The sequence below is a fragment of the Streptomyces axinellae genome (assembly GCF_039532135.1).
In the GTDB taxonomy this organism is placed as follows: Bacteria; Actinomycetota; Actinomycetes; order Streptomycetales; family Streptomycetaceae; genus Streptomyces; species Streptomyces axinellae.
Window position 1 is genome coordinate 37382 of record NZ_BAAARJ010000019.1, and the last position, 12229, is coordinate 49610.

10 protein-coding genes are annotated in these 12229 nt (G+C 70.8%); 7 read left to right on the top strand and 3 right to left on the bottom strand.

Annotation, left to right across the window (positions count from 1 at the left end):
* Positions 1–69: 69 nt before the first annotated feature.
* Positions 70–1518: an argininosuccinate synthase gene (argG, locus tag ABD339_RS25695; protein WP_344569079.1), complete on the top strand. Its 1449-nt coding sequence runs from the start codon at positions 70–72 to the stop codon at positions 1516–1518.
* A gap of 71 nt (positions 1519–1589) precedes the next feature.
* Here argG and glgX read toward each other — a convergent pair whose 3' ends face one another.
* On the bottom strand, positions 1590–3743 hold the full coding sequence (gene glgX, locus ABD339_RS25700; RefSeq protein ID WP_344569081.1) for a glycogen debranching protein GlgX: 2154 nt from the start codon (positions 3741–3743) through the stop codon (positions 1590–1592).
* Between the two features lie 247 nt (positions 3744–3990).
* Between glgX and ABD339_RS25705 the strand changes: the two genes are divergently transcribed.
* Together ABD339_RS25705 and ABD339_RS25710 are read left to right on the top strand one after the other, a co-directional pair.
* Positions 3991–5292 carry an SAV2148 family HEPN domain-containing protein gene (locus ABD339_RS25705; protein WP_344569269.1) on the top strand — a complete coding sequence of 434 codons (1302 nt, stop codon included), beginning with the start codon at positions 3991–3993 and terminating at the stop codon, positions 5290–5292.
* Between the two features lie 76 nt (positions 5293–5368).
* Positions 5369–5896 carry a DUF1697 domain-containing protein gene (locus ABD339_RS25710; RefSeq protein ID WP_344569083.1) on the top strand — a complete coding sequence of 176 codons (528 nt, stop codon included), beginning with the start codon at positions 5369–5371 and terminating at the stop codon, positions 5894–5896.
* Positions 5897–6142: 246 nt separating this feature from the next.
* Here the strand turns inward: ABD339_RS25710 and ABD339_RS25715 are convergent, their stop codons facing one another.
* Both ABD339_RS25715 and ABD339_RS25720 read right to left on the bottom strand, forming a co-directional pair.
* Positions 6143–6553, bottom strand: coding sequence for a VOC family protein (locus ABD339_RS25715; protein ID WP_344569085.1), 411 nt, complete (start codon positions 6551–6553; stop codon positions 6143–6145).
* Between the two features lie 20 nt (positions 6554–6573).
* Complete coding sequence (locus tag ABD339_RS25720) at positions 6574–7026, bottom strand: helix-turn-helix transcriptional regulator (protein ID WP_344569087.1); 453 nt, start codon at positions 7024–7026, stop codon at positions 6574–6576.
* 388 nt (positions 7027–7414) lie between these two features.
* Here ABD339_RS25720 and ABD339_RS25725 point away from each other — a divergent pair, with 388 nt between their 5' ends.
* From ABD339_RS25725 to ABD339_RS25735, 4 genes are all read left to right on the top strand, one after another.
* Entirely contained in the window at positions 7415–8665 is a 1251-nt protein-coding gene (locus ABD339_RS25725; protein WP_344569089.1) for a S8 family peptidase, read from the top strand.
* A 448-nt stretch (positions 8666–9113) separates the two neighbouring features.
* Entirely contained in the window at positions 9114–10343 is a 1230-nt protein-coding gene (locus ABD339_RS25730) for a S8 family peptidase (RefSeq protein ID WP_344569091.1), read from the top strand.
* A 288-nt stretch (positions 10344–10631) separates the two neighbouring features.
* Positions 10632–10718: a putative leader peptide gene (locus ABD339_RS33880; RefSeq protein WP_425576097.1), complete on the top strand. Its 87-nt coding sequence runs from the start codon at positions 10632–10634 to the stop codon at positions 10716–10718.
* 388 nt (positions 10719–11106) lie between these two features.
* Positions 11107–12222 (top strand): ABC transporter substrate-binding protein, encoded by a 1116-nt coding sequence (locus tag ABD339_RS25735; RefSeq protein ID WP_344569093.1) that lies wholly within the window; start codon positions 11107–11109, stop codon positions 12220–12222.
* Positions 12223–12229 lie beyond the last annotated feature (7 nt).

Consider the following 12229-nt stretch of genomic DNA (forward strand, 5'->3'; position numbering starts at 1 on the left):
TTTTCGTGCGCTCAGCCCGCCCTCCGCCCCCCTGTTGCATGACCATGCGGCGTGTTGCATACTCTTACTATGTCCAAGGTCCTCACCTCCCTCCCCGCCGGCGAGCGCGTCGGCATCGCCTTCTCCGGCGGGCTCGACACCTCGGTCGCCGTCGCCTGGATGCGTGACAAGGGCGCCATCCCCTGCACGTACACCGCCGACATCGGCCAGTACGACGAGCCCGACATCGCGTCCGTGCCCGGCCGTGCCTCCGCCTACGGCGCCGAGATCACCCGGCTCGTCGACTGCCGCGCCGCGCTGGTCGAGGAAGGGCTGGCGGCGCTCGCGTGCGGCGCGTTCCACATCAGGTCCGGCGGGCGTCCCTACTTCAACACCACGCCGCTGGGCCGCGCCGTGACCGGCACGCTGCTGGTGCGGGCCATGCTTGAGGACCGGGTGCAGATCTGGGGCGACGGCTCCACCTTCAAGGGCAACGACATCGAGCGGTTCTACCGCTACGGGCTGCTCGCCAACCCGCACCTGCGGATCTACAAGCCGTGGCTGGACGCCGACTTCGTCACGGAGCTGGGCGGGCGCAAGGAGATGTCGGAGTGGCTGCTCGCGCACGGGCTGCCCTACCGGGACTCGACGGAGAAGGCGTACTCCACGGACGCCAACATCTGGGGCGCCACCCACGAGGCCAAGACCCTGGAGCACCTCGACACCGGCATCGAGACGGTCGAGCCGATCATGGGCGTGCGGTTCTGGGACCCCCAGGTGGAGATCGCCGCGGAGGATGTGACGGTCGGCTTCGACCAGGGCCGCCCCGTCACCATCAACGGCAAGGAGTTCGGCTCGGCCGTCGAGCTGGTGATGGAGGCCAACGCGATCGGCGGCCGGCACGGTCTGGGCATGTCCGACCAGATCGAGAACCGGGTCATCGAGGCCAAGAGCCGCGGTATCTACGAGGCACCCGGCATGGCGCTGCTGCACATCGTCCACGAGCGGCTGGTCAACGCCATCCACAACGAGGACACCGTGGCCGCGTACCACAACGAGGGCCGGCGCCTGGGCCGGCTGCTGTACGAGGGCCGCTGGCTGGACCCCCAGGCACTGATGGTGCGCGAGTCGCTCCAGCGCTGGGTCGGCGCGGCGATCACCGGCGAGGTGACCCTGCGGCTGCGGCGCGGCGAGGACTACTCGATCCTCGACACCCGGGGCCCGACGCTCAGCTACCACCCCGACAAGCTCTCCATGGAGCGGACCCAGGACTCCGCGTTCGGCCCGATGGACCGGATCGGCCAGCTCACCATGCGGAACCTGGACATCGCCGACTCCCGCGAGCGGCTTGAGCAGTACGCGGGCCTGGGCATGGTCGGCTCCGGCCACCCGAAGCTGATCGGCGCCGCGCAGGCGGCCTCGACCGGCCTGATCGGCGCCATGGACGTGGGCGAGGCCCAGGCGATCGCCTCCCGTGGCGAGGCCACGGCCGAGGAGTCGCTGCTGGACCGCGCCGCGATGGAGTCCGGCACGGACTGAGCCTGGCCCCCCGGCCCCGGCCTCGCCCGGCCGTGCACGGCCGGGCGGCGCCACGGCCCCCGCGCGCGGAGCTACCGCGGGCGCCGCAGGACGGCCATCGTCCGGGGCGGGAGAGGGAGGCGGGCGGCGGCCGGGACCGTGGGCCGGTCGCCCGCCGCGTGGACGCTCTCCTCGGCGGTGTTCACGAGCAGCTCCCACTCGCTGCCGTGGTCGGCCGGGATCACGAAGTCCAAGGGCTTGCTCTCGGCGTTGAACAGCAGCAGGAACGAGTCGTCGGTGATGCGCTCGCCCCGCTCGCCCGGCTCGGAGATCGCGTCGCCGTTGAGGAAGACCGTCAGGGAACCGGCCTGGGCCTCCTGCCAGTTCCCCGGGCTCATCTCCTCGCCCTCGGGCGTGAACCACGCGATGTCCGACAGTTCGTCGCGGGTGCCTTCGCTCGGGCGGCCGTGGAAGAAGCGGCGGCGGCGGAAGACGGGGTGGTCGCGGCGCAGCCACACCATCGTGCGGACGAACTCGCACAGCGCCTGGTCGGGCCCCTCCGCGCCCGCCTCCTCTCCGTCGGCCCCCGCGGGCATCCCGCCGGGCCAGCGCACCCAGGTGAGCGGGCTGTCTTGGCAGTACGCGTTGTTGTTGCCGCGCTGGGTGCGGCCGAACTCGTCGCCGTGGCCGAGCATGGGCACGCCCTGGGACAGCAGCAAGGTGGCGATGAAGTTGCGCTGCTGGCGGCGGCGCAGAGCCAGGATCCCGGGGTCGTCGCTCTCCCCTTCGGCCCCGCAGTTCCAGGAGCGGTTGTGGCTCTCGCCGTCGCTGTTGCCCTCGCCGTTGGCCTCGTTGTGCTTCTCGTCGTAGGAGACCAGGTCGCGCAGGGTGAAACCGTCGTGGCAGGTGACGAAGTTGATGGAGGCCAGCGGGCGCCGTCCGTCGTCCTGGTACAGGTCCGAGGAGCCGGTCAGCCGCGAGCCGAACTCGGCGAGCGTACGCGGCTCGCCCCGCCACAGGTCGCGCACGGTGTCGCGGTAGCGCCCGTTCCACTCCGTCCACAGCGGCGGGAAGTTGCCCACCTGGTAGCCGCCCTCGCCCACGTCCCACGGCTCGGCGATCAGCTTGACCCGGCTGACGACCGGGTCCTGCTGGACGAGGTCGAAGAACGAGGAGAGCCGGTCCACCTCGTGGAACTGCCGGGCGAGGGTGGCCGCCAGGTCGAAGCGGAAGCCGTCCACGTGCATCTCGGTCACCCAGTAGCGCAGCGAGTCCATGATGAGCTGGAGCACGTGGGGGCTGCGCATGAGCAGTGAATTCCCCGTGCCGGTCGTGTCCGTGTAGTAGCGCGGATCCTCCGCCAGACGGTAGTACGAGGCGTTGTCGAGCCCCCGGAAGGAGAGCGTGGGACCGAGGTGGTTGCCTTCCGCCGTGTGGTTGTAGACGACGTCGAGGATGACCTCGATCCCCGCCTGGTGCAGGGCGCGCACCGCGTGCTTGAACTCCTGCACCTGCTCCCCGCACTCCCCCCAGGAGGCGTACGCGTTGTGCGGGGCGAAGAACCCGATCGTGTTGTAGCCCCAGTAGTTGACCAGCCCCTGGTCGGCGAGCCGGTGGTCGGTGACGAACTGGTGCACCGGCATCAGCTCCAGCGCCGTGACCCCCAGATCCGTCAGGTGCCCGATGACCGCCGGGTGGGCGAGCGCCGCGTAGGTGCCGCGCAGCTCCCCGGGCAGCTCTGGGTGGAGCATGGTGAGGCCCTTCACATGGGCCTCGTAGAGCACCGTGTGGTGGTAGTCGGTGCGGGGGCTGCGGTCGTCTCCCCAGTCGAAGTACGGGTTGATCACCACGGAAGTCATCGTGTGCGGCGCGGAGTCCAGGTCGTTGCGCCGCTCGGGGTCGCCGAAGTGGTAGCCGTAGACCGCCTCGTTCCAGTCCACGGCGCCGCTGACGGCCTTCGCGTACGGGTCCAGCAGCAGCTTGGCGCTGTTGCAGCGCCGGCCGCTCTCGGGGGTGTACGGGCCGTGGACGCGGAAGCCGTAGCGCTGGCCGGGCAGCACGCCCGGCAGGTAGGCGTGCCGCACGAACCCGTCGGACTCGCGCAGTTCCACCGCCGTCTCCGAGCCGTCCTCGTGCAGCAGGCACAGCTCGACCCGCTCGGCGGCCTCGGAGAAGACCGCGAAGTTGGTGCCGGCGCCGTCGTAGTTGGCACCCAGCGGATACGCGTGTCCCGGCCAGACCTGCATAGGAATGTCTCTTCCCGGTCGTCGTGGTCTTCGTGCTCTGCGTGGTTGTCGGGTGGTTCGTGGCTGTCGTCCCGGTGCGGTGGCGGCGGCCTCGCGCGCGCGGTGAACCGTGCCGTGGGCCCGGGAGTCATCTTCCCCCGCGCGAGGAGAACAGGGACGGAAGTTGACAGGGGTTCCGGGTGCACCGCCCGTATGGCCGCAGTAGTCTTCCTTGATCGAACACCGGTGTGTGGAAGGCGGTGCGCAGTTGGGCGCGGGCGGGCTTGAACTCCCCCCAGGCGACGGTGGCGAGGGGCCGGGCCCGGACGGCGGCGTCGCCGGGGAGACCGGCACGGCCGGTGAGCCGCCGGACGGGCCGGGCGAGCGGGCCGGACTCCAGCCGGGCACCGTCCCGCTGGCGCGCCCCATGGAGATCGGCGCCGACCTGGGCTGGAGCGAGGACGCCTGGGCGGAGGTGCGCACCCGTGCGCAGCGCGCCGGCCGCGCCTATGTCTGGCTGAATCTGGTCGAGCAGCGCACGCGCTCCGTCGTCGCCGCCGTCCTGCGGCCCATCTACGAGCCGGTCCACGGCGAGGAGTGGGTCATCGCCGCCGCCGGACCGGCCGGCCAGGAGTGGGTGCAGCGGGCCGTCGCCGTACGGGAGGTCAGCCGCCGCAAGGGCTATCTGCTCGATCCCGCCGACGACAACATCCTCTCGTTCCTGACTTTGCCGCAGTTGCGCGAGCTGATGGTGCAGCACTGGCCGTGCTTCGAGCCGTACTTCGAGGACCGCCGCGAGGTCGAACTCGCCCTGGACGAGCTGGAGGTGGCGCGCAGCGCCGTGGCCCGCAACCGCGCGCTGTCCGAGACGGTGCTCGCGCAGGCCGAGCGGATGTGCCACCGGCTGCTGGAACTGCTGGGCGCCTCGGCGGACGGCGCGCCCTCCGGCGAGCGGCTGCCGGTCGATGCCGTCGAGGAACTGGTGGGGGACCGCTTCGCCGACGTCGTCGGGGTGCACGCCGACCGCGTGCGACTCCAGCGGCAGCTGCCCGCCGAGGACCTGTTCGGCGGCGCGCGCCGCCTGGACGCCATCGGGATCGGGCTGAACCTGCTGGTGCAGAACTACAGCGGCCGTCGCCTGGTGCGGCTGGCCGAGTCCGGCTGCCGGGTGCGGCTGCTGTTCCTGAACCCGGCCAGCAGCGCGGTGCGCCGCCGCGAGCGCGAACTCGGCCTGAAGAAGGGGGAGCTGGCGCGCTCCGTGGAGACCAACATCCTCCACATGCGCCGGGTCCGCTCGCGGCTGCGGGACACCGGCGCCTTCGAGATCCACGTCTTCGACGAGACGCCGCGCTTCACCGCGTACATGGTCGACGCGGACGGCGCCGACGGCCTGGCCGTCGTCCAGTCGTACCTGCGCCACGCGCGCGGCATGGAGACCCCGGTCGTCGTGCTGCGCGGGGCCCGGCGGGAGCTGGTGCACAAGGGGCGGAACGAGGCGGAGAGCGGACTTCTGCCCGTCTACCGCGAGGAGTTCGAATCCTTCTGGGCGGATTCCCGCCCCGTCTCGTAGCACAGGTGTTCCAGAATCCGCTCCGCCGGTGCGGGGCCGGTGGCCGGTGCGTGGGAGGACCCGTACCTTGTCGGGCATGACAAGCTACGCGGCGCTGCTGCGCGGGATCAATGTGGGGGGACACAAGAAGGTCCCCATGGCCGAGCTGCGTGCGGTCATGACCGGGCTGGGCTGGAGTGATGTGCGCACCTACTTGCAGAGCGGCAACGCCGTCTTCAGCACCGCCGAAGCGGACCCCGGGCCCACCCTGGAGCGCGCCGTGGCCGAGCACTTCGGCTTCACGGTGCCCTGCCTGGTGCGCACCGCGGACGAGCTGCGGGCCGTCGCCGCCGCCTGCCCCCTTGAGGTCAAGGAGCTGGACCCGGCCAAGGTGCTGGTGCTGTTCATCGAGGAGGAGCCGGCGCCCGGCCACTTCGCCGGGGTCGATGCCGCGGCCTACGCGCCGGATGTGTTCCAGCACGTGGGCCGGGCCGTCTACTGCTACTTCCCCGGCGGCATGGGCCGCAGCAAGCTGCCCGCCGCGCTGGCGGCCGTACGGCCGAGGCTGACGATGACGGGGCGCAACTGGCGCACCGTCGAGCGCCTGATCGAGCTGACGAGCTAGTGCCGTGACCGGCAATGTCCGCCCGTCAAGGAGCGTCCTCCGGTGGCGGTACCCGAACTTCTGGCCGTGCGCGCGGTGGCGAGGCGAGCGCCTGCCCGGACCGCGGGCGTCAGCACCCGCACGAGAGCGCTTATGCCCGCACGCGCGTGCTGGTCTTCTCGGCTGAACACCCAGTTCCGGGGGTGCCTGCGCTGTGCCTCGCCCCCGGGCCGGGGGCGAGGCACAGCCGGTGGGACCGCCGTGGGGTCAGCGCAGTTCCTGGATGCGGATCTGGTTCCCGGCCGGGTCGCGGAAGGCGCAGTCGCGGACGCCGTAGGGCTGCTCCGTCGGCTCCTGGATGACTTCGACATCGCCGGCCTGCACCTTCTCGAAGGTGCCGTCGAGGTCCTTGGTGGCCAGGAGGATCCAGCCGTAGGTGCCCTTGGCCATCATCTCGGTGATGGTGCGGCGCTCGTCGTCGGTCACCCCGGGGTCGGCGACCGGCGGCGCCAGCAGGATGGAGGTGTCCGGCTGTCCGGCGGGGCCGACGGTGATCCAGCGCATCGTGCCGCTGCCGACATCACTGCGGACCTCGAAGCCGAGTGCGTCGCGGTAGAAGGCCACGGAGGCGTCGGGGTCGTCGTGCGGGAGAACGCTTGTGTGAATGGTGATGTCCATGGCGTTCACGGTAGCCGCGGCTATGTGGCGGCGGCTTCTCGATTCCTGACCGGTCTGGTCACCTGCTTCGCCACACAGGCGGGCATCCCCGCGGTCGCCGACGCCGCCTCGCGCCGGTAGACGCTGGGCGGCACGCCGACCAGTTCGCTGAAGCGGGTGCTGAAGGTGCCCAGCGACGAGCAGCCGACCGCGAAGCAGACCTCCGTGACGCTGAGGTCGCCCCGGCGCAGCAGCGCCATCGCGCGCTCGATCCGCCGCGTCATCACATAGCCGTACGGTGACTCCCCGTAGGCGATCCGGAACTGTCGGCTGAGGTGCCCGGCGGACATGTTCGCCCCCCGGGCGAGCGCCTCGACATCCAGCGGCTGTGCGTACTCCCGGTCGATGCGGTCGCGCACTCGGCGCAGTCGTGCGAGGTCACGCAGCCGCGCGAGATCGCGGGGCGGCTGCTCGGGGGCGGGTCCGCTGGTCACCCGATCGATCGTGCCATGCCGCACGGTGCTTGCCCAGCGCCGTGTGCCGTGTGCTGCGCGCACCGCTTCCGGAGTGCTGCCCGCACCGGTTCCGGGTCCGCAGCCCCGCCGCGTGTTCGGCCGAGGTTCTGTCCGGAGGGGGCCGGAGAGGTCAGGAGGGGGCCGGAGGGTCTCGTCGAGAAGGGGGCGTTCCGTAAGTGGGGTTCTTGTGACGGGAGTTGTTGGTGGGGTGGTGATTTCTCCCGGTTCGCCGGGGTCTCATGTCACCTTTCGATGTTGTAAGCGTCACAGTCGCTCACCCCGCTTGAGCTGTGCACGGCAATCCGACAGGGTTTCGGTCCGGTCCCGCTGGGATCTTTCGTCCGTCCACTTCGGAGGCCCCTTCGGCATGGCAAACCATGTGTCCCGTAACAAGAAGCGCCGGATATCCCTCGCCGTCGGTGCGGCGGTCGCCGTCGCCGGAGGAGCGACCTTGCTGACGCTTCCCGCCGGCGCGTCCCCCGCCGAAGGCACCGTCCTCGGGGCCGGCGCGAAGGGCGCCGTCAAGGGCAACTACATCGTGCTGCTCAAGGGCGGCAGCGCGGCGGGCGGCAGCCCCGAGGCCACCGGCGTGCGGGCCGCCGCCGACGCCAAGAGCCTCAGCGCGGAGTACGGCGGCAAGGTCGAGCACACCTACCGGTCGGTCTTCAAGGGGTACTCCGCCAAGGGGCTCTCCGCCGAAGAGGCCAGGCGGCTGGCAGCCGACGACAAGGTCGCCAAGGTCGTCCAGGCCAAGGAGTTCAGCGGGCAGGCCACCCAGACCAACCCGCCCTCCTGGGGCCAGGACCGGGTGGACCAGGCGTCCGGGACGCTGAACAAGAAGTACAGCTACCCCGACAGCGCGGGCAAGGGCGTCACCGTCTACGTCATCGACAGCGGTGTGCGCATCAGCCACAAGGACTTCGGGAGCCGCGCCTCCTACGGCTACGACGTGCGCGACGACGACGCTACGGCGCAGGACGGCGCCAACCACGGCACGCACGTGTCGGGCACCATCGCGGGCACCAAGTACGGCATCGCCAAGAAGGCCAAGATCGTGGCCGTGCGCGTGCTCGGCAACGACAACAAGGGCACCAACGCGGATGTCGTCGCCGGCCTGGACTGGATGACCGCGCACGCCAAGGGCAAGGGCCCGGCCGTGGCCAACATGAGCATCGGCGGCTTCCAAGACTACGCGGTGGACACGGCGGTCAAGAACGCCGTCAAGTCCGGCATCACCTGCGTCGCTTCGGCGGGCAACCGCAGTGACGACGCCGGAAACGGTTCTCCGGCCCGCGTCCCGGAGGCGATCACCGTCGCGGCGAGCGACCAGAAGGACAAGCAGACCAGCTTCTCCAGCTACGGCAAGCTCGTCGATCTCTACGCGCCGGGCATCGACGTCGTCTCGGCCAGCAACAAGAGCGACACCGCCTATATGGCGGGCTGGGGCACCTCGATGGCCGCGCCGCACGTCTCGGGTGCCGCGGCCGTCTACCTGGGCGAGCACAAGACGGCCACCCCTGCCCAGGTGGCCGCCGCGCTCACCAAGGGGGCGACCTCGGGCGCCATCTCCAACGCGACCTCGGGCACCCCGAACAAGCTGGTGCGCGTCGTGAAGTAGGCCCCCTGCGCACCGTGCGCCGCCGCGCGCCGGTCCGTACGCGTTCGCGCCGACCGCGCCGTTCCCGCACGGGGAGCGGCGCGGTTTCCCGTACAGGGCCGTACGAACAGTACGAGCGGCGCGAAGGCCATGAGCGGCGTGAGCATCACGAGCGGTATGAACGGTGTGAACCGCACGAATGCCCGACATGCCCACCATGCCCAACACCTCGGCGCCTGAACGGAGTCCGGGAATCCGCCATGTTTGGGCGGTCTTGACGAGCACGGGCGCGTTGCGTACATCACAACCGCCGGGAGAACTTGAGCTGCGCGCGCCAATCCGCCAGGGTTTCGAACGAATCCTTGAACGGATCATCGCGCTCCCCGCACATCTCCACCCCCCCAACTCCACCCCCCCAACTCCACCCCCCAACTCCACCCCCACACATTCCACGAGAGGCTCCCTCGGCATGGCAACTCACGTGTCCCGTAACAAGAAGCGCCGGATATCCCTGGCCATCGGAGCGGCGGTGGCCGTCGCGGGTGGTGCCACGCTTCTGGCCCTCCCCGCGGGGGCGGCCCCGGCCGAGGGCACGGTCATCGGGGCGGGCGCGAAGGACGCGGTCAAGGGCAGCTACATCGTGATGCTCAAGGGCGGCGGCACCGAGAGCACCGGTATCCGGGCCGAGAGCGACAGCAAGAGCCTGGCCAAGGAGTACGGCGGCAAGGTCAAGCGCACCTACACCTCGGCCGTCAACGGCTTCCACGCCTCCGGGCTCACCGAGCAGGAGGCCCGTCGGCTGGCCGCGGACGACAAGGTCGCCAAGGTCTTCCAGAACCAGCGCGTCCACACCACCGGGACCCAGACCGACCCGCCCTCCTGGGGCCTGGACCGCATCGACCAGAAGTCCCGGAAGCTGAACAAGAAGTACACCTACCCGGCGGGCGCGGGTAAGGGCGTGACCGCGTACGTCATCGACACCGGCGTACGCATCAGCCACAAGGACTTCGGCGGGCGCGCCTCCTACGGCTACGACGCCGTGGACAAGGACAAGACGGCGCAGGACGGCAACGGGCACGGCACCCACGTGGCGGGCACCGTCGCCGGCACGAAGTACGGCGTCGCCAAGAAGGCGAAGATCGTGGCCGTGCGGGTGCTGGACAACAAGGGATCGGGCACCACCGCGCTGGCGGTCGCGGGCGTCGACTGGGTCACCAAGCACCACAAGGGCCCCTCGGTCGCCAACATGAGCCTGGGCGGCGGCAAGGACGCCGCGCTGGATTCCGCCGTCAAGCGGTCGGTGGCCTCCGGCGTCACCTACGCCGTCTCCGCCGGGAACGAGAGCGCCGACGCCGCCACCGCCTCCCCGGCCCGCGTCCCCCAGGCGCTGACGGTCGCGGCCAGCGACAAGAACGACAAGCAGGCGCAGTTCTCCAACTACGGCAAGCTCGTGGACCTGTACGCGCCCGGCGTCGATATCGTCTCGGCCAGCAACAAGAGCGACACCGGCACCGCCACCATGTCGGGCACCTCGATGGCCTCCCCGCACGTGGCCGGCGCCGCCGCCGTCTACCTCAGCGGGCACAAGACGGCCACCCCGGCGCAGGTCGCCGCGGGCCTCACCAAGGGCGCCACCGCCGGTGCGATCAGCAACCCCACCAAGGGCACCGCCAACAAACTGCTCCGTGCCGTGAAGTGATGTGCCGCTCGGCACATCGCGAGATCACGAGTGCGTACCCGCCGATTTCCGGGTAGGCGCACCATCAGGCCCGCCGTGCCCTCCCCCCACGGGGCGCGGCGGGCCTTCGCGTGCCCCGGGCCGGTCTGCGGCGCCCCGGCCTGCGGTGCACCGGCCCCGCGACCTTCACCGCCGGCTAATTCCGGAACGGCAATTCGGCGGGGCCCGGTTCCGCTGCGCGGTCCGTCATACGAGATTGCCGGTGCGGGCGTTGACGGCCCCCCGCAATTGCTGGCAAGCTCTCGTGATGTGAGTCAGTACAGGAATCTCGTAGCGCGCCTGCACGTCGATCTGCGACGTCACGCCAGCGCCATCTGTGCCCCCGTCCGCGCCTGACGCGCGCCCCAGCTCACGTCATTCGCCGCGGCCTCACCGAGTCCTTCTCACGCAAGGACCGTTCAGCCGCGCGGAAATCTCCCGGAACGCATTCGGAACGAATCCGGCACGGAACGAATCCGGAACGCGCAAGCATTCACGTAAGCGCCGCCTGCGGCATGCCGCGATGACGGCTGCCTGAATTCCGCGCATGCCGTTTTCGCCCCGCGTTTCTTCCGCGGCCCCGTATCCGCAGCCCGTATCCGCGTCGCGCCTCTCGTATTCCCGGTCTCCGGTGATCCCGAGCGTGCGGTGACGCGCTGCTCGTTGCCGCGTGGCCGTATCGCATCGGTCCCCCGTTCCCGCGGTTCCTCGGTCCCGCGTTCCGGCTACGCAACGGAAGGCACCCGTGCGCCCTTTCCACAGACGGGAATTCCTCACCCTGGCGGGGCTGGCCGCCACCGCCGTCAGCTGCGGTACGGCCTCCGGCCGGGCCGGGGTACCCGCGAGCACCATCCGCTACCAGGGCTGGGCAGGCGTCGTCACCCCGGCCGAACTGGCCGAGGACCTCGGCTACCTCGACGGCCTCACCCTCAAGTGGGTCGGCAACACCACCAGCGGCCCGCAGGACATCCAGTCGGCCGCCGCCGGAGACACCGACTTCGGCGGCGCCTTCAACGGGGCGGTCGTCCGGATGGCCGCGGCGAAGGCCCCGGTGAAGGCCGTCATCAGCTACTACGGCGTGGACAAGAAGCGCTTCAGCGGCTTCTACGTCCGCGCGGACAGCCCGGTGCGCACCGCCCGGGACCTGCTGGGCAAGAAGGTCGCCATGAACACCCTCGGCGGCCACTCCGAGGCGATGCTCGACACCTACCTCAAGCGCGAGGGCCTTGGTACCGGGGAACTCGGGCAGGTCGAGCGGATCGCACTGCCGCCGGTCAACACCGAACAGGCGCTGCGTCAGGGCCGGATAGAGGTGGCCGTCCTCAGCGACATCCTCCGCGACAAGGCCCTCGAACACGGCGGCATCCGGGCGCTGTTCGACGACCACCGCCTCCTGGGCACCTTCAGCGCCGGCACCTATGTGATGTCCGACCGCTATCTGGACCAGCACCCCCGTGCGGCCAGGGCCTTCATCACCGGGGTGGGGCGTGCCCTGGACTGGTCGCGGCGCACCCCGCGCGAGGAGGTCGTCGAACGGATGGTGCGCATCGTGCGCCGCCGCGACCGCAGCGAGGACACCGAGCCGCTGCGCTACTGGCGCAGCTACGGCGTCCCCGAAGCGGGCGGGCGCATCGTGCCGCGTGAGCTGTCGATGTGGTCGCGCTGGCTGGAGCAGCGCGGCGACATCAAGCCCGGCCGCGTGCGCATCTCCGACATGTACACGAACGAGTTCAACCGCTCGCCCGCCCGTCCCGCGCGCCCCGATCGTCCCGCCCGGGGCCGCGAGGGCGCCGCGGAGCGTGCCTATGCCCGTGCCCGAGACGGCGCCCCTGTCCGTGCCCGACACAGTTCCGGGAGCTGAACCGATG